14 protein-coding genes are annotated in these 19011 nt (G+C 46.6%); 6 read left to right on the forward strand and 8 right to left on the reverse strand.

Features of this window, described 5'->3' with window-relative positions; all coding sequences use genetic code 11:
• Nucleotides 1–42: 42 nt before the first annotated feature.
• Nucleotides 43–525 (reverse strand): hypothetical protein, encoded by a 483-nt coding sequence (locus Q1A41_RS02150; RefSeq protein ID WP_299974053.1) that lies wholly within the window; start codon nt 523–525, stop codon nt 43–45.
• A gap of 85 nt (nt 526–610) precedes the next feature.
• Nucleotides 611–895: a hypothetical protein gene (locus tag Q1A41_RS02155; protein ID WP_299974056.1), complete on the reverse strand. Its 285-nt coding sequence runs from the start codon at nt 893–895 to the stop codon at nt 611–613.
• Nucleotides 896–1221: 326 nt separating this feature from the next.
• Between Q1A41_RS02155 and cueR the strand changes: the two genes are divergently transcribed.
• The 4 genes from cueR (at nt 1222) to Q1A41_RS02175 (ending at nt 8415) form a co-directional block, all read left to right on the forward strand.
• Nucleotides 1222–1644 carry a Cu(I)-responsive transcriptional regulator gene (gene cueR, locus Q1A41_RS02160; protein ID WP_299974059.1) on the forward strand — a complete coding sequence of 141 codons (423 nt, stop codon included), beginning with the start codon at nt 1222–1224 and terminating at the stop codon, nt 1642–1644.
• Complete coding sequence (locus Q1A41_RS02165; RefSeq protein WP_299974061.1) at nt 1641–2846, forward strand: permease; 1206 nt, start codon at nt 1641–1643, stop codon at nt 2844–2846. The genes cueR and Q1A41_RS02165 overlap by 4 nt, the downstream gene beginning before the upstream one ends.
• Before the next feature lie 177 nt (nt 2847–3023).
• The gene (locus Q1A41_RS02170; RefSeq protein WP_299974064.1) at nt 3024–4070 is read left to right on the forward strand and encodes a 2-dehydropantoate 2-reductase; all 1047 of its coding nucleotides are present in this window, start codon (nt 3024–3026) and stop codon (nt 4068–4070) included.
• Between the two features lie 187 nt (nt 4071–4257).
• The gene (locus Q1A41_RS02175) at nt 4258–8415 is read left to right on the forward strand and encodes an EAL domain-containing protein (protein ID WP_299974067.1); all 4158 of its coding nucleotides are present in this window, start codon (nt 4258–4260) and stop codon (nt 8413–8415) included.
• Between the two features lie 5 nt (nt 8416–8420).
• On the opposite strand, the gene Q1A41_RS02180 is transcribed toward Q1A41_RS02175, so the two are convergent.
• Complete coding sequence (locus tag Q1A41_RS02180; protein WP_299974070.1) at nt 8421–10337, reverse strand: carboxylesterase family protein; 1917 nt, start codon at nt 10335–10337, stop codon at nt 8421–8423.
• A 233-nt stretch (nt 10338–10570) separates the two neighbouring features.
• On the opposite strand from Q1A41_RS02180, the gene Q1A41_RS02185 reads away from it, so the two are divergent.
• Nucleotides 10571–11998 (forward strand): DUF4331 family protein, encoded by a 1428-nt coding sequence (locus Q1A41_RS02185; protein WP_299974073.1) that lies wholly within the window; start codon nt 10571–10573, stop codon nt 11996–11998.
• Between the two features lie 35 nt (nt 11999–12033).
• The gene (locus Q1A41_RS02190) at nt 12034–13332 is read left to right on the forward strand and encodes a hypothetical protein (RefSeq protein WP_299974075.1); all 1299 of its coding nucleotides are present in this window, start codon (nt 12034–12036) and stop codon (nt 13330–13332) included.
• Nucleotides 13333–13364: 32 nt separating this feature from the next.
• Here the strand turns inward: Q1A41_RS02190 and maiA are convergent, their stop codons facing one another.
• The 5 genes from maiA to Q1A41_RS02215 all read right to left on the reverse strand — a co-directional run bounded on the left by maiA (nt 13365) and on the right by Q1A41_RS02215 (nt 18778).
• Nucleotides 13365–13994, reverse strand: coding sequence for a maleylacetoacetate isomerase (maiA, locus tag Q1A41_RS02195; protein ID WP_299974078.1), 630 nt, complete (start codon nt 13992–13994; stop codon nt 13365–13367).
• A gap of 89 nt (nt 13995–14083) precedes the next feature.
• Nucleotides 14084–15400, reverse strand: coding sequence for a fumarylacetoacetase (gene fahA / locus Q1A41_RS02200; RefSeq protein WP_299974081.1), 1317 nt, complete (start codon nt 15398–15400; stop codon nt 14084–14086).
• 112 nt (nt 15401–15512) lie between these two features.
• Complete coding sequence (gene hmgA / locus Q1A41_RS02205; RefSeq protein ID WP_299974084.1) at nt 15513–16865, reverse strand: homogentisate 1,2-dioxygenase; 1353 nt, start codon at nt 16863–16865, stop codon at nt 15513–15515.
• A 20-nt stretch (nt 16866–16885) separates the two neighbouring features.
• The gene (locus Q1A41_RS02210; protein ID WP_299974087.1) at nt 16886–17083 is read right to left on the reverse strand and encodes a DUF2783 domain-containing protein; all 198 of its coding nucleotides are present in this window, start codon (nt 17081–17083) and stop codon (nt 16886–16888) included.
• Between the two features lie 48 nt (nt 17084–17131).
• Nucleotides 17132–18778, reverse strand: coding sequence for an FAD-dependent oxidoreductase (locus tag Q1A41_RS02215; protein WP_299974090.1), 1647 nt, complete (start codon nt 18776–18778; stop codon nt 17132–17134).
• Between the last annotated feature and the right edge of the window lie 233 nt (nt 18779–19011).

Consider the following 19011-nt stretch of genomic DNA (forward strand, 5'->3'; position numbering starts at 1 on the left):
TGCTGGCCCATTTACTACGCATTTGGCTCTGCAGGCCATGGCTTATTCGCTTTGTTCTTCCGTTAGCGCATTGTTCATGGCTCGCAGCTGTCGAAGGATTTCCTGCAAGGGAGGAATATTATTCGCGATTCTCTCTTGATCTGTTTTTGCATGGCGGTCAAAGGGTTCTAAGCTGTATTCAAAAGTACCTACAAACTGTGTGCCCCACACTTGAGGTCTTCCGATGCTATGCAAATACCTATCTTCCGTTGCGCAGGCCAACCAGCGCGCTTGTTTATGGTTTGGCTTTAACAGAACGGCCTTCTTTGCCAGAGCTATGGCTTGTTTGTAATGATCTGAATCTTGCCCATGCTGCATTATCAATGCAGCGCGGTAGTAGTCTTCGGCATTCTTAAGTTTGTTCTGCTCTAGCAAAGACCTTACCAGTTTTATTCGTTGCGCGTCACGGTAAAGAGACAAGCTTCCATGTTTTCGATCTTCTTGGTCTTGCTCGTAAGCCGCTTTTAATTGAGCATTGGGTTCCATCTGGGCTACTCCATATGGAGAGATCAATAGGGCTAGTAACAAAAGTACAATTTTGTGCAAACTCTTATAGTCCTTCATTTAAATGCTACTTACGGATAATGGTTTGTAGCTTTGTAAATAGCTTTTTTCCTAGAGGCAATAAACAAATCGCTGATAGATAAACGCTAACAAATTGAGAGAGCGTTAGTAGCGCCAGTTTAGGCCAGAAATCGATCTCTTCAGAAAAGAACCCAAGAACTAAATGCCCCGGAAATGCCAACACTTTATACGCCCAAAGCCATTGCCATTGATAAGCGAATGCAACCGAGAGCAAAGCCAGTACCGACATCAGTAGGGCGAGGAATAAGGCTGTCTGTTGCTGTTGAATCATACCTGAACTTCAATTCCTGTCTGATTTTATATCTTCATTCTGGAAGAACTGAGAGCTGCTTATGAATGCTCGATAAATGCACAGTGTTTGCTGAGTATGCCCACATTTCTTTTAATACTGTTTGGCCTTGCGTTCTGATTTTCAAGGAGAGATAAAAAATATCTAATTAAATCAAAGATCTACTGTTCTCTTGAGGTGCTTATTTGGATTTTTATATTTGTCAGTCGTCCTGCTTGACCTTATAGTTGCTGGAAGCTTTAGTATGCTTGGCCATTGGAGCTAAAACGTCAGTTTTAGCAGATAGAAGGCTGAATAGGAGTCTATCAATGAACATTAGTGAAGCGGCTAAGCGCAGCGGGCTAAGCAGCAAGACAATACGTTACTACGAGAGTATTGGGCTGGTAAAAGTGGCCAAGCGTTCTGATAACGGCTACCGCGATTATAGCGAGTCTGATGTTGAAGCCTTACGCTTCTTGCAAAGAGCTAGGGCAACTGGCTTCGGAATTGAAGAGTGCCGGCAATTACTCGGCTTATACGACAATGAGCAGCGCCACTCATCCCACGTGAAATCCTTAGTTTTGGAAAAGGTTGAGCAAGTAGAGAGCCAAATCGCTGAGTTGCAGGCAATGCGTAACACCCTAAATACGCTTGCTAGCCGATGTGCAGGTGATGAGGGGCCGCACTGCGCCATTCTTGATGAGCTATCGACTCTTGGCGAAGAAGAATCGAACTTGGAGGAAGGAAAATGAGCTCCTGCTGTTCAAGTAAAAATAAATCTGGCGCTGCGGAAGTTAGCCCAGCTGAAGAGACAGCTGCCCAAAGCAGTTGCTGTGGGACTAAACCGGCAGCTCCCAGTACTTGCTGCCCCAGTGAACCGCAAGAAGCGCTGAGTAGTTGCTGCGAGCAAGCCGCTGATCAGCCCGATTGGTTTTTGCGCATATGTCTGGTTTTAGTACTGTTCTTCTACAGCTTAAATCTATCTGATTGGGTTTATGATTTAGGTATTGAGGAGAGCTTTGTATGGTCCTTATCCCCGGCGCTCGGAATAATGGCCGATACGGTGTATGAATTAATCAATACGATGTGGTTCAGTGTTGTATTGGCGGCCTTGTTTGTCGGCTTTTTAGCAAAAATACCCCAAAGCTTTGTCTTATCGATATTGGGTAAAGGGGGCAGTATTAATGGCTTGGGCCGCGCTACCGTAGCGGGCGTGCTAATGGATTTATGCAGCCACGGTATTTTAATGGTGGCCATGCAGCTATACCGCAAAGGCGCCAGCCTAGGGCAGGTGATGGCCTTTTTGGTGGCAAGTCCTTGGAATTCGCTTTCTTTGACATTGATTCTAATCGCCTTAATTGGCTGGGAGTGGACCCTAGCATTTATCGGTTTATCGATGATCTTAGCGTTTATTACCGGATATCTTTTCGACCTCCTAAGTCGCCGAGGGACTTTGCCCGAGAACCCCTATTCGGCAGAGTTGGAGGAGGGCTTTGAGTTTTGGCCAGAGGCCAAGCGCCAGTGGGGCGAGCTGCGTATTGATAAAGCTTGGTGGCTAAGTGTTTGGGAAGAAGCCTTGGCTGGCTCTAAAATGGTTGTGCGCTGGCTGTTATTTGGAGTCCTGCTTGCAGCTTTGATCAGGGGCTTTGTCAGCCTAGATGACTTCCAGCAATATTTTGGTCCGAGCTTAATCGGCTTGGGGGCTACTTTACTGGCAGCGACTATTATTGAAGTTTGCTCAGAAGGCTCCACTCCAATAGCCGCTGATTTAATGACAAGAGCGAATGCTCCTGGCAATAGCTTTGCGTTTTTAATGACGGGTGTTGCGACGGACTATACCGAGGTGATGGTAATTAAAGACACTATGAAGAGCTGGAAAACGGCTTTGTTTTTACCGCTTCTGTGTGTGCCTCAGGTGGTGGTAGTTGCTGTAATTCTCAATCAGTTTAGCTAGGGCCAGTTATAGCCTGTTAGGTAAGGGTAGTTAAGAGCAGAATAAATGTCAGCTTTCGCCCTGTGATTTACTGCCGCTTCAAACCAATATGGGGCCACTCGAGCCCCTTTGTAAGCTTTAGCACTGCTTTATAAGCCCCAACCAAATAAGATAATAAGAACTAAGGCCAAAAACACTATGAGTCAGCCCCAAAATTCTAATCCGCCTCCTAAGCAGTTCCCTGAAGGCAGCAAAATTGTTGTGGCAGGGGCAGGCAGTATTGGTTGCTTTGTTGGTGGGCTTTTGGCGGCCCAAGGGCATAAAGTGTGTCTTTGGGGGCGAGCAAGAATAATTGATGCCATTCAAGAAAAGGGCTTGCAACTCAGTGATGGTGACGGCCTAGATATCAAACTTGCAGCAGAACAGCTGGAGCTGAGTACAGATGCCAGCTGCTTGGCCCAAGCCGATATTGTTTTATTAGCCGCTAAAAGCTTGGTAACAGAAGAAATAGCAAAAGATATTGCACTGCATGCGCCCAAACAGGCGGTTGTTTTAAGTCTTCAGAACGGAATAAGAAATCCTGCAATTCTGCGAGAACATTTAGAGCAAAAAGTTTTCGCGACCATGATCCCTTTCAATGTTGTTCATAGTGAAGGCAATCGATTTCATAGGGCGACATTTAGTGCTGAACTGATGATGGAATGGCAGCCAGCTTTGGCCAAGTTCTTGAGTGGTGAGTACATCAACTTTAAACCGCTGGAGCAATTTAATGAAATTGCTTGGGGCAAGCTACTGCTCAATATTAATAATGCCGTCAATGCTCTGGGTGGTTTGCCACTTAAACAACAACTAATGAACCGTCAATGGCGCTGCCTAATGGCTGATGTGGTCAGTGAGAGCTTGGCTGTACTTTCTGCCGCTGGCATTAAACATCTTTCAGTAGCTCCGGTGAATATGAAAATGTTCTGCTGGATCCTTCGCCTGCCCACTTTTATGTTCAGCAGGATCGCCAATTCCATGCTCAAGGTCGACCCACAGGCGAGAGCGTCTATGTATGAAGATCTAGAGCAAAAACGCCTGACGGAAATCGACGAATTTCAAGGGCTCATTATCGAACTATCCAAGCAGCACCATTGTAAGGCACCATTGAATCAGCGTATCTATCAGCTGATTAAAGACGCTGAATTGAGGGCCGCAGGATCACCGGCTTTGTCTGTTGATGATATACGCAGTGGGATATTCTAAAGCTACCATAGTGCTGGCATTTACTTCTGACTTATTGGTTTTAATTCTTTCGTTAAATTTTAAGGAGCTTTGATGGTTCTTTAGTATGACATTCCGTTCGCCTAAACAGTTTAAAAAACGGATTGTTGAGTGGCGCCCAATGCCGCAGACTTCCCACTGAGGGATCATTTTTTCAGATGGGAATGTCATGCTTTATCGCCGCTTGCTGGTCAGCGTTATCGGCTTTTTAACTCTTATATATGCCGCTTCAGGTATAGCTTTGAATCAAGAGCTTTCAGTGTTGCAAAGAGAGACCTTGACCGATTCTAAAGACGCTACAATAGTGCAACAGGAAAGATTGGCAATGCACTTGCATCAGCGCGATATTCCATATGCTAATGAGCAAAGCCTAACGATTATTCGCGATAGCCTAGGATATTATTGGTTGGGGACGGGTTTAGGCTTGATTCGTTATGATGGTAACGAGTCCAACAAGGTGGTGAGTAACGCTAGTGGTGATGCCACAGGTTCTGTTGTTTTACGCCTGTTAGAGCATAAGGGCTATATCTGGGCTGGGACCGCGGCCCAAGGACTATTTAGGGTCGATTTAGATGACCATAGCATTAAGTCTTACGCTAAAGGAGAGGGAATCAGCCACGGTTACGTTACCGGCTTGATTGAAGATCAATATCAACGTTTTTGGGTGCTAACCATTGATGGTTTAAACCTGTATCACGCTAAAAGCGATAATTTTCAACAGTTTTTCTTGCCCAGAAAGAAGCAGTCCAATTCTACTCCAGCCTATGCCTTTAAAACCCTAGTCGCACTCGATCGCAATACGCTTTTACTCTCGTCGTTTTCCGAAGGCGTCTTGTTGTTTGATCTTCGTTCTCAGACTTTTACATCAGCCAGTCAAAGCTTAACTCAGGTTTCCGATAAAGAATTTAAACACTTTCTAACGGTAGCCGGTGGTGAGCTTCTTAGAACAGCTGCGGGTAATTATGTTTATGGCGTAGACGATAAGCTATTTGAATTTGATAGGACAGGCAGATTGATTCACTCTGCAGCGATTCTACCGGAGAAGTTAAAGCTGCCTTTGCAATTGCCAAAAAAATCCTTAAAAAATGTACAAATTAGGCGGCTGACGGCAGATCATCATGGAAATATTTGGATAGTCCCTATGGGGGGAGGGCTGTTTCAATGGTCAGCAGATCGCAAGATTGTCTATCACAGTTTTAATGCAGCGAATAATACACTGGGCATCGGTAATCCTTACAATATCAATGTGGATAAAGACGGTACGCTGGCGCTCAGTTATCTAAAATCCTCCCCAAGATTTTGGAATCCTATCGGTAGCCAGGTAAAAACCATAGATCTTAGAAAAGCCAATGCTGGCCTGCGAGACTTTCAGGCTTTTATTGCGATTGAGGGGGAGCAGGGCACTTGGTTATTTGGTGATTCGGATCATTTCCTTCTATTGGATCATCATGGTCAACTAAGTCGGCTTGTAGAGGTTCCTGGTCAATTGATCGGTGCTGCCAAACGAGGCGACCAGCTTTACATCAGTACTTACCGTGGTATTTATCGATACGATATTCCAACTCAAACTCTTGAGCAGCTTGATAAAATCTATCCAGCTAATGTTGATGTTGTTCATAAACAACAAGTTTGGGTTCGAATGCCGACCAATGAAGTATTGCGCATCGATCCACAGGGTGGTCAGCATAACTATAAGTTTGACGGAGACTTCACTACGGTCGAGAGTAACTTTTCCGTATCTGATGAGGGGCTGCTCTATTTTCTTGCTAGAGGCTTTCTTTATCGGTATGACGAGAAGCAAGATCGTTTCGAAAAGCTCCATCAACAGCCTTTAAAAATCCATAGTCCTGCGGACTTTTATGTTCGTGCGAATGAGCTATACCTTTTTTCGGAAGGTGCTTATCGTTTGAGTCTAGATGAGCTGGATGATTCTCAATTTGCTACAAAATTGCTACGGGGAAATCGCTTTTTTCGGCGTGTTCATTGTAGTACCGAAGGCTGCTGGCTTCGAAATGACCACAACTCAGATCTTGAGTTTTTCGAGTTCAACAGTGAAAAATGGTTCGATTATTATCATACCCAAGGCTTTCCTTTTTTGCGTGGAGTAACCCCACTCAAATATAAAGCCGGGGAATTGTGGCTATCTTCTCATGGGGTAGTTTATAAAGTTCAGTCTCCATTGCCTTATGCCAATAGTGGGACACCCACTAAAATACACAGTTTTTCGCTCTTTTCTTCTGATCAACCCCAGGAGACCTATCTGTCGCCATTTGAGAATATCGAACTCGGTCACGATGTTAGCGCTATACGCTTAAATTTCGGAGACGGGCAGTTTTACAAAAATGGCGACGAAAAACCTATGTATCGTTTATTGGGGCTGAGTAAGCAATGGTTAAGTGCAAGTCACAATCAAGCCACGTTTACTGCACTAAATCCAGGCGAGTACATTTTTCAGGTTAAGCCTGAAGCCGCAGACAAGGTAAGCGACCAACTTATTATTCGCGTTACAGCAGCGTGGTGGAATTCCTGGTTAGCTAGATCGATTTATCTGATATCTGCGCTATCAATACTGTTGCTTTTGATTTATTTACGTTGGGACAAATATCGTTCGCAGTACCTAGCCAACAAGAAAATACTTGAGTATGCCAAAGGCATTGATGGTGTAAATCAGGGTGTCTGTGTTATTGAATCTAATGGCCGTATAGTATCTGCTAATCGGGCATTTAAAGCTTTTATTCAAAGCGATGTCTCACAACGATTTATCTGGGAATTTGTACACAAACTTAATGCCGAAGATGATTTCGAGCAGCGTTGGTTGCAACTTCGAGAGCAGCGTAGCATTCGAGGGCGTCTACGCCTTCGAAGCCCATCACGCGCGATGCCTGTGGAATACAGCATCTCAATTATTGATCAACTCGACCATGAAAATTCGCGTTATATTGCTTTGTTTTCTGATATTTCCGAACGTATTGAGCACGAAAATGAGTTGCGTGATTTAGCGAGCTGCGACACTTTGACAGGCTTACATAATCGCTATTACCTGAATTTGCATCTAAGGAAGCTGATCCACTCAGAAGTTGAAAAAAACGGCAAACGCTTAGCTCTTGTTTTTTTAGATGTTGACAGGTTTAAGAACATCAATGACTCACTGAGTCATTATTATGGTGATATGTTGCTGGTGGCATTGGCTAAACGTTTGAAGTCGTGTTTACGTGCAGGTGAATTCCTTGCGCGCCTAGGTGGTGATGAGTTTGTTATTGTCTCTTGCCAAACAGCAAGCAATTGGGATGTGACACAGCTCGCTCAACGAGTCCTAGCACAGGCTGATCAGGCAATTGTGGTTGAAGATAAAGAGCTTTATGTGTCATTGAGCCTTGGTCTAGCTGTAAGTCCAGATGATGGCGCGAGTGTTGATGAGCTTCTAAGAAATGCTGATGCTGCAATGTACAGTGTGAAAGCCAAAGGCGGTAATGATTACGCTTTTTATACTCAAAGAATGAGCGAAACATCGCGGCTTGAACTTGAGTTGGAGTCCGAGCTACGCCGGGCTATCGATCAACGCGAATTTCGACTCTACTATCAGCCCAAAATTTGTTTAGCTACCGGCCGCTTAATGGGCTTGGAAGCGCTTTTACGTTGGGCTCACCCTCAACGAGGCTTAGTTAGCCCGGGGCTGTTTATACCGGTTGCAGAGAAAACTGGCTTGATTATTAAAATCGGACTCTGGGCAATAGGAGAGGTAGCAAGGCAGTTACGAGCTTGGCAATTAGATGACTATGATGCGGTGCCAATAGCGGTTAATGTTTCTCCACAACAATTGCTGCAACCTAATTTTGCTGACGAGCTTAACCGCTTGCTGCGAGCCAGTCATATTGCTTGTGAAATGGTAGAGCTTGAGATTACCGAAAATATGGTGATGGAGAATATGGAGGTCTGCATTGAGCAGCTCGCCAAGCTTAAAAGCATGGGCCACCTAATTTCAATTGACGATTTTGGTACTGGTTATTCCTCTTTGGCGTATTTAAGAAAGCTACCGATTGATGTCTTGAAGATTGATCAGTCTTTCGTCTCTGGCATGTTTGAGGACGCTGAACAACACAGTATCGTGAAAACCATTATTGAGCTTGCCAATAATTTACAGCTCACTGTTGTGGCTGAGGGAATCGAAACTAAAGAAGTGCACTTTACGCTACGAGACATGGGTTGTAGCCTAGGCCAGGGTTATTTTTATGCGCCACCGATGGCCGCCGACGACCCATTTTTAAAAGACTGTCTAAAAGAAGGGGAGATAAAAATTCCCCTTCATTTAGGCCAGCGATTAATTTAGAGCGATTACGGGTAAAATTTTTCGAAGGGATGTTCACTGCAATCGAGTCGATTACTTTGATTGTAACCACTCTTGAGCCACAGCGTAGGGGCTTCGTGGATCAGCGAAGCCCACACTTCGCAGCGTTGTTGGTCACTTTTGAAGCGAGAATCCTCGATAATTCGTTGATAGAAGCTCTCAGGGATAACCGTTTTATCACTGTGCATGAGGTCGGTGGTATCAAATAGGGCGTATTGTTTTAACTCTTGTTGTTCGGCCCATGAAAGCCATTTCTTCTGCTGTTGATGATTTGGGGAACCTGTTTTCGCAAAGTGTGCCCAGTAGCCCCGCATAATTTTTGACAGTTGTTCACGCCCTGCTGTGTTTTTTCGATTGATCATTGGGTCAAATAGACCGCCGCTATCGGTGAAACCAAAAACAAAGGGAATCTCCATGCCGTGGGAAGCTCCCAAAAGCTGATCAAGTTTCATACCCAAGGGGCGGGCTTGTTCGTCCCAGTCGAAACGATAGGCCCAAACCTTTTCTCCGTCGGCTTTGCTGAGCGCTTCGGCAATACGGTCAACCCCTTGGTATTTCCAGCGTTCAGAGTGGTATTGGGCCCTAGCGTTGTAATAAGGGAGGTCTTTGATGATGGCGTAGCGATTGAAATACAGATCGACATATTTGGGATCTTGATAGTAATAGAGTTTAAGCTCGTCTCGATTGCTGCCGATAATGACTGGCACATTGTTATGGCGTTGAATGTCAGTAAGATCTGTTATGGGGTCGGCGCTACTGATTACGGTGCCATCTCTGAATACTCTTGGTATATCTGGTTTGCTATTGCCTAAATGATCATAGGCCGTAAATATATCTTCAACGCGAACTTCTCGTAAAAACTCAGCTCGAGCGCTTATCTTTTCTTGCTCAATTAAACTTCGTGTCGCTTTGGCGCCTAAGCTCCAACCATTGAGCATACGTAACTGACGTTCAATTTCTAATGCGCTGTAGTCGCTGCCGCCATCTTCTGGGTAGGCAGTGGCTGTTGCAATATCATCAAACCATAGACCACCACTTTGTACGATTGCGCGATGAAATAGATTCTTTGCGAGCGGTGAAAGCATGAGACTTAAGGTGTTAAAACCGCCGGCTGACTCCCCGAATAAGGTAACTCGATCTGGATCACCACCAAAAGCCTGAATGTTTGCCTGTACCCATTGGAGGCTAGTTAAAATATCTAAAGTACCGAAGTTGCCGCTTTTGCCCAGCGTCTCTTCTTCATGTGCAAGCGCTGGGTGCCTAAACCACCCAAGGGCGCCCAAACGATAATTAAGGGTGACAACAATGACGTTGTTCTCTACCGCCAGGCGAGAGCCATCATAGATATCAGCCGCACCATGGGTGTTGCTGCCGCCATGAACCCAGACCATAACGGCCAGATTATCCGCGTCCTTCGGGCTATAAACATTTAGGTAAAGGCAGTCTTCTTGACCGATCAAACCATTAACGTCAGCGCTCGCACTGACCGTTCCGCTTGTTGTCTGGGTGCAGCTTGGGCCATGTTCTTGTGTAATGCGGGCCTCATCCCAGGGTTTAATCTTTTGTGGTGCTCGCCAACGTAGATCCCCTATGGGGGGCTCGGCATAGGGAATTCCGCGCCATTGCCGGCCGCCCAGTGAATTGTAACTACCAATGATTTCACCGGAGGAGATTTGTAATGCAGGCAATGCCTCTGCTTGTTCTGCTTTTTCCGCACATGCACTCAATAGCATGACTGCTAAAACTAGTGAGATAAAGGCAGCAGAAGGCTTAGATGGGCGCCACCAATTACTCAGATTAGGTGATGGCACAGCCCAATGAAAAAGATGACTATAGTTTTGTTGACTTGTTTTATTCGTTTGCCAGTAAAGGATTTTTGCAATCATCTGCCAGAGTAATTTCATTGTCGCTTAGATTCTTAGTATTTGCTTTTAATGCTAGCAGAAGCGAAAGAGCATAGAAACGACATTACTATAGATATTGTGAAACAGTTTACGTCGATAGGGCTCTGATGTAAGCCTTGGTAATCGAATCACATCGTCAATGTCTATAACAATCTACAACTTGTTCGCTATGCAGTAGCTACCCGGGCGCGCTCAGAGCCTGATTACTCCAGGGAAACTATTCAGGAGTTACCATGAAATACCTTCTATGTTTACTCGCTATCCTCGCATTCGATATTCGAGCAGCCGATCACGGAGAGGCTCCCCAGGTTAGGGTGGATAGTTTGGCTGATTTAAATGACTTATACGCCTTTATCAATCCTAATAATGCTGATGAGCTTATTATGGTGGCAACCGTTGCTCCTAATGCCAATGCCAGTACGCAATTTTCTGATGCGGTTGATTACCGATTTCATATTAGTACGACAGATAATCCTAGCGATTACAGTGTGCTCAGTTGTAGCTTCGAAGAGGCTGACGAATTTAGCTGTGCATTCGGCGATAATAGCCCAGTTTCAGGTGCGCTAAATACTACTGTCGAGGGTGGTTCCTTTCGTGTTTATGCTGGCTTGAGGGATGACCCTTTCTATTTTGATGGCGCAGCCTTTGCCGAAACCGTGGCGGCCTTAAGCCCGCAATTCAAAACCGACGGTGTAAATTCTTTCGCCGGTCAAAATGTGTTGGCTTTGGTCATTGGAATAAGATCATCAGATTTAACTAAGGCGGGCAGTGAGCCTGTCTTAAGAGTTTATGCCTCAACGAATCGAAAATCCGGTGCTGTACTCAATGGCAGCACCAGTGGCTCTTTTTACAATGTCGATCAATCTGGTCATGGCTTTCAGTTTCAGGTGATTAGTCAGAAAAATGCCGATGATCAGACTCAGGTGTCAGCCAATTGGTTTGTCTTTGATGATGATGGTAATCCAATCTGGTTGACTGGCGAAGGGCCGGTGGATGGCTTAACGGCAAGAATCCCAGTGCAGCGCTTAAGCGGTGGGCGCTTTCCGCCAAATTTTAATACCGAAGATGTCAATCGCATAGCAGCTGGCGAGTTGCTGTTTACCTTCAGTGATTGCAATAACGCGAGTGTTGAATTCGAAACGGCAGATGCGAGCTTTCTTGCCTCAACGTCTCTTGGGGTACAGCGTTTAACTTCAGTGCAGGGATTGCCTTGCGGCCATAAGAGCTTAGGGCAGGTGGATCGTGTAGGACGACCCGCAATTGCGACAGCCTTGATCGATATTACCGGCGCGCAGGGCACCAAAGATACTTACAACGCGGCTGCGGATCCGAGCAAGTGGTCAGAGCAGTTTGAGGCCGAAATTAGATCTCACTTGGAGCTTCTTGATAGCCTCGATGGTGCCACCAACGCATTATTACCGGCGGCAAGCTTAGCCTCTGTTTTGGTGGATGATGTGCTTTTGATTGACACCCGTGAGTCCGCCTGTGATGAGTACTTAGCAGTTGAGCTTTCGGTGGCCGGTAAATGTGGTGGTAGAACCCTGGCAAGGGATGTTATCGATGATACCTTGTCGGCGGTGGTTGCTCCGGGCGCTGGTGATGGCGTAGCCAATGACAGCACCTTCCTTGACGATTTTCCTTTCTTAGCTGAGCCAAATTAATTGGCAAGCCAGAGAGTTTTTTAAGGAGGTGATTTATGCAGCTTGGATGCATGGCGTTTTTTGCCGGTTATTGTTTTAGTCGTAGATTTATTCTTAGTTTTGTCTTTGGATTTTTATCACTTGGGCTCGTTGCGAGCCCAGCATTTCCGGCATCATTTGAGAATCAGGTAGCTACGGCGGCCAATTGGATTGGTAAGACTTGGCCGCAAGATGTTGAGCATCGTGCCAGTACTGATTCCAATATCTATATTGCACACTTGCAAACTAGCATTGCAAACGATGAAGCCCAGTGGCTTAGTAAACCTAGTTTAGCGCTTGGCCAGCGTTTACTGGCCAACTATCTTCTCAGGTATCAATTGTTTCAGCATAGCCGTGATTTGCTTAGCAGCGAACGACTCGCAAAGCGAATGCAAAAGATGTTGGGGACTAAGAAGCAGGCCTCAGTTCAGCTCAAACATTTGTTAGCCAAACAGGCTTCAATGAACCACCGTTTTATAGAGGCGCAAGCTCTGTTTGAGCAGGAGGCATTGCCCCTTGAATTGTCTTTGCTGATTGCACATGCGCAAGGTGATTATAGCGACCTTAAAGCCTTACCCAATTGTTTGAGCGCCGATGGGCAAGACAGTTTTGTATTAAGTAATATTGCTGAGCGTTTGTTAATGCTTGGGCGTTTTAAAGATGCTATCGAGTGCTTTCAGCTGGCGGAGTATCGTTATCAAGATGTGAATCCCTTTGTATTATCTTGGCTGCAAACACAGGTGGGCATTGCCTTCTTAGAGGCTGATGATATTCCTAGCGCCAATACAATTTTTCGTCGTGCCTATTTACGTTTTCCGAGTTATACCTTGGCGGCTGAACATTTAGCGGAAACCGAGCTTCTGCTGGGTAATCTAGCGGAGGCGGAAGAACTTTATCTGGCTGTCATTAAGGTGAGTGATCACCCTTTGTTTATTGCGCAGTTGGCCAAGGTGCAGCATAAGCTGGGGAAGCATAAAGCTGCAAAAATAAACAAAGAACTGGGGCTTCAGGGTTTTAATCGCATGCTAGAAAATCATCTTGGAGCTTTTGCCGATCATGGTGCCCAATATCTGCTTGAACAAGGAATGCATCAGCGGGCCTATGAGATAGCACAGATTAATATTCGTAATCGGCAGGACAAGGGTGCCTGGCTATTGTTAGGAGAAAGCGCCGAGATAAACGGCGATCAGGCGCAAGCCTGTAAGGCCTGGCAAAAGTTAAAAAGCCTTCAGGAAAGCTATCAATTGCAAATGCGTGGGCTTGATCTCAAGGATAAAATTAAGGCCAGTTGTGATACTGGCCTTAAGCGGGTATAGCGCGTCAAATTGAACCGACAGATATCAGTGTCTTAAGGAGCGTCAATTTGATTTTCTGGCATGGCCTGAATAAACGCATCCAAGCTATTACAGTGATCGCAAATGGCGCTTATCTTTGGAAACTGAGACATATCGACATTAAAACGCTTGGCGTTGTATACCTGAGGGACTAGGTATACATCGGCTAGGCTTACGGTATCTCCAAAGCAAAAGGGGCCATCTGAGATTTGTTCTTCTAGTGCGGTAAAGCCAAGCTCAATCCAGTGCTTGTACCAGTTGTTTTTGCTTTCTTCTTCAACGCCGAGCTCGCCACTTAAGTATTTCAGTATACGAAGATTGTTTACTGGGTGAATATCACAAGCGATTTGATTTACCCAGCTGCGCACTATGGCAGCATCAAAGGGGTCACTGGGCAACAAGGGGGTACTGGCTTGGGTGCTTTCAAGGTATTCCAGTATGGCCGTCGACTGAGTTAATACTCGGCCATCAGCAAGCTTTATTGCGGGCACTAGGCCTTGCGGATTAATGGCTAAGTAAGCTTCGGATTTATGTTCGGCTTTGAGTAAATTGACAGGCTTGATACTATGTTCGATGCCTTTAAGGTTGAAGGCGATACGTAAACGATAGGCTGCCGAAGAGCGAAAATAACTGAATAATTCCATGCTAGACCTGAAGTATTTAGACAGGAAAGAAAATGGCCGAGCTTAGCAAGATGAACGCTAAACATAATGCAGCTCGGCCAATGAGCGGTTTATACCTTTGCAGGTAATACGGTACCGGCTGCTTCGCCGAAGCCGATGCGTACATGTCCATCACGAGCACAGAAGCCGCGAATTATAATGCAGTCACCATCTTCTAAGAAGGCACGTTGCTCGCCATTCGGTAAGCTAACTGGGTTTTTACCGGCGGTAGTAAGCTCGATCATGGCACAAGCCTGCTCAGCTGAAGGGCCAGACAAAGTGCCGGTACCTAATAGGTCACCAGGCTGCATATTACAGCCATTGACTGTGTGGTGAGCAACCATCTGCGCCATAGTCCAGTAGCTGTATTTAAAGTTCGAGGTGGCTAGGCTAACGGCTTCTTCACCGGCCGCGCGCATTTTTTCAGTTTGAATTAATACGTCCAGTTCCACATCAACGCCACCGCTGCTGTTATTGGCATCGCTTTCTAGGTAGGGAAGCGGTTGCGGATCTTCGGCAGGGTGACTGTAGCTGGCGCGGAATGGTGCTAGCGCTTCGGTGGTAACAATCCAAGGAGAGATTGTTGAGGCGAAGTTTTTCGCTAGGAACGGCCCAAGTGGCTGATATTCCCAAGCTTGGATATCACGGGCCGACCAATCGTTAAACAGGCACATACCAAAGATGTGATCTTCGGCGTTTTCAATCGTTACCGGCTCGCCTAAATCATTGGCGCTACCAATAAAAATACCCATCTCCAATTCAAAGTCCATGCGCTTACATGGCCCTACGCTGGGCTCGGCTGCATCAGGGGCCTTAGTTTGACCAACAGGGCGTGGAAAACTCTGACCAGAAACATCAATAGATGAAGAGCGACCGTGGTAGCCAATTGGAATCCACTTGTAGTTTGGCAGTAGCGGGTTGTCTGGGCGGAATAGGGCGCCGATATTGGTGGCGTGATGGATAGAGGCGTAAAAGTCGGTGTAGTCGCCTACCACACAAGGCATACCATATTCCGCTTCAGACTGATCCACTAGGCAACTTTTCAGAGTAGCTTCCATCGCTGAGCCAGTGCGCAATGCGGCTGACAGTGCGGCACGCAAGCGGCTCCAAGATTCCTGGCCCATAGCCATAAAATCATTCAGCTTTTCTTTTGCAGCCGCTTCGATCTCAGCTTGTGCTTGGCTGGAAAAGATACCGCTTTCGGCGGCGGCTTTTAGATCGACAATTTGATCACCAATGGCGACACCGCCACGAAAGCTCTCATCGCTATTTTTACGGCGAAAGCTCGCAAAAGGTAAGTTCTGGATTGGGAAGTCGCTCTGGCCGTTGTTGGCGCTGCTAACCCAGCTGCTTAGGCTTGGGTCATGGGTTTCATTCAGATTAGACATAGTCATCGTGTCCGCAGTTAGGCCATCTGGGGATGGCCGTTGATTATTTGTCCGCTAAAACTAGAATTTCTAAAAACTAGGGCTTCTAGCGCTATAAAAATGTAGCGCTGGTCTATTCGATACCAGCGTCGATATCACCATTGTAAAACTTTTTCAGGCTCTTCCAACAGTCTGGGTATTTGTGTTGGCGTAGCGGGCCTTCGAGGGCAAACTTGCTGACATTGAAGGCGTAACGAGATTCAAACATAAAGGCCATGGTATCTTTGTAGCGCACCGGTTCCAGCTCTGCTGTACTGGCCTTTTCAAATACCGCCGCTTCTGGCCCATGGGGCGACATGCTGTTGTGCAAGCTGCAGCCACCTGGGGTGAAACCGTCCTCTTTGGCATCGTAGACACCTTCAATGAGGCCCATAAACTCACTCATTACATTGCGGTGATACCAAGGTGGGCGGAAGGTATCTTCGGCCACCATCCAGCGCGGTGGGAAGATAACAAAATCCAAGTTTGCCACGCCAGGCGCGCCTGATGCTGAAGTCAGCACTGTGAAGATCGACGGATCAGGGTGATCGAAGCTGACCGTATTCATGACATTAAAGCGGGCCAACTCATAGCGATAGGGGGCGCTTGTGCCGACCCAAGCGACAACATCAAGTGGCGAGTGAGATATATCACAACGGTAATAGTGGCCGCCGTATTTAGTCACCAGCTCGAAATTACCTTCAATATCTTCGAAGGCGGCAGTGGGGTATTGGAAGTCACGGTCGTTGGCATAGCCATTGGCGCCCACTGGGCCACGCTCTGGCAGCTCCAATAATGAGCCATAGTTTTCGCAGATGTATCCGCGTGCTTGGCCCTCTGGTAGCTCAACTTTAAACTTCATGCCTCTTGGGATAACGGCGATATAGCCGCTGGGAACATGAAGTTTTCCGCATTCGGTAAACAGCAATAAAGACCCTTGTTGAGGCACGATCAGTAGCTCACCATCGGCATTGCAAAAAAAGCGGTCAGCCATATCTTGATTGGCGCAAAAAGTATGAACGGCGACGCCACTTTGGCCAGCGGCGCTGCCGTTGGCGGCCATGGTCACCCAGCTATCGATAAAATCGGTAGCATCAGTGGGCATTGCTGGTGCGTCCCAACGCATCATGCTCGGTGGTGTAACAACCTCATCTATGGGGGCCGTGCGCACCCAATCTTGGGCTTTACAATCTAAGGCTTGATATTCACCTTGGACTACAGATGGTCGAATGCGATACATCCATGTGCGACGATTATGAGCTCTTGGCGCGGTGAATGCCGTGCTGCTAAATTGCTCGGCGTATAAACCATAGGCGACCTTCTGTGGGCTAAATTGCCCTTGGGGGAGGGCGCCAGCAAGGGCTTCGCTTTCGTGTTCATTACCGAAACCATGGAGGTATTGTAAATCTTCAAGCTTGCTTGTTGTTTGGCTGTTAGTCTGACTCATTGTGGCAGTTCCGGTTGAAATTATTGTTCAAGCTGGGCGGCAATATCTAAAGCTTCCAGTAAAACCTGCTTATCGCCAATATGATTAGCTAACAGCAAAATCAGTCTGGCATTTAGCCGTTCACTGTCTACAGTGCTTAATTCCCGATGAGCATCGGTTAGCGCGGCATAAAATGCATCGGCATCGCTGAAGTGGTTTTCGGTGATTAATTTACTCATGCTGTATTCTCCACTTAAGTTCTCCACTTAAATTTTCCACTTAAGCCTTTAAGGATTTTCTTGGGCGCTTTGGTACCCTAAAGCGCGCTGTAAGGCGCTATTGATTTGCTCGCGGCTCAATTGCTCGAACTTGGCAGCAACATACTGATCAGGACGAATAAGATAGCCTTGTCCGCCACTCATGCAATAGCGTTCTGCAAGCATACCCTCTTTATCTTCAAGCTCGCGGCTATCGAGCAATACTAAATCATCACTGATGCTCGATAGGGTTTTAAGCTCATCGTTATCGATCCCTTCGCCGTTGTACAGTAAGACAAAGCGATTACCCAGTTGCTCCAGCAGCCAGCCGTCTTCGCCATTGATACCAATTGGGGCGTCAAGACAAACAAAGCCAGGAGCGATACCCGCATCGAAGCCGGTATTTAAAGCTGAACTTTTAGTGATCAAGCTGGAGTGCTGATAGTCGCAAGGCATGGACAGTCGGCCGCTATTCACTAAGCTGCGTGCGAAGGGATAATGCTTTGCAAGGCGCAAGGTCTCATCACGAAAGGCTCGCGAGATATCATTTTTGGGGGTGATGAAGTCGGTAGCGCGGGTTGAGTTTAGGATGTTCTCGGCGGCGCCATGTTGACGTTCTTCGTTATAACTATCAATCAGTGTGGCTGGCGCTTGGCCTTTGAGTACGCGAGCCAGCTTCCAGGCAAGATTTTCAACACTTTGCACACCGCCATTGGCGCCACGGGCACCGAAAGGTGATACCTGATGTGCAGCGTCGCCCATAAAGATCACGCGATTATGAATAAAGTCGTCCATTTTGCGGCATTGGAAGGTATACACGCTGGCCCATTCGAGTTCGAACTCCACGTCCTTACCCAGCATTGCTTCGATACGCGGGCGGATCTTGGCTTCCTGCTTTTCTTCTTCTGGATCGGCATCCCAGCCGAGCTGAAAATCAATACGCCATACATCGTCGGCCTGCTTGTGTAATAACACAGACTGATTGGGGTGAAACTCTGGATCGAACCAAAACCAACGCTCGGTGGGAAAGTCGGCTTTCATGACTACATCAGCAATTAAAAAGCGATCCTGGAATACTTGGCCTTTGCTTTCTAGGCCAAGCTCAGTGCGAATCTTCGAGTTGGCGCCGTCAGCGACCAATAGATAGTCACAACTTAATGCATAAACACCGTCTTCGGTTTCCACTTTGAGCTGATTACCTTCAGCGCTGCTATCCAGTTCTACCAGCTTGTGCATCCAGCGTAGGTCAATCAGAGGCTCTTTGGCTATTTGATTAACCATATACTCTTCAAAGTAATACTGCTGCAGATTGATAAAGGCCGGTAGCTTATGGCCGCTCTCGGGCAGCAAATCGAACTCATAAACTTGCTCTTGTTTAAAGAACACTTTGCCTTTTTGCCAGGTGACGCCTTTTTCAACCATCGGCTGGGCACAGCCATAGCGATCCATGATCTCCAGTGTGCGCTTTGAGAAGCAAATGGCTCGAGACCCCACACTCACCGTGTTGTTGTCATCAAGGATGACGGATGCTTGGCCTTGCTTGGCCAAATCTAAAGCGGCGGCCATACCGCAGGGCCCTGCACCAATAATGATGACGGGGTGGTGAACCGGCCGTTGTGCCTCTTGATCTGCACTTTTTCGGTATGGATATATAGGATTGCTATAGGTTTTTTGCATTGTCTCGGCCACTGTCTGTGGGCAATCTGCCCTTTATTATGCAAGGAGTTACCATCTGTCCCTGGCATTCCATAGAATATTTACAGGGAATGGATTGATCTTCATCAATGGTTTCAATTGAGAGGAATATATCTCTGAATGATGATGTTATCAAGGTTTTGATGGTTAAAAGCTGGCTTAATGGATAATTATTGGTTGTTATTGAAACTAGTTGTGTTATCTTGCAGGGCTTG

The sequence above is a fragment of the uncultured Pseudoteredinibacter sp. genome, assembly GCF_947502065.1.
Taxonomy (GTDB): domain Bacteria; phylum Pseudomonadota; class Gammaproteobacteria; order Pseudomonadales; family Cellvibrionaceae; genus Pseudoteredinibacter.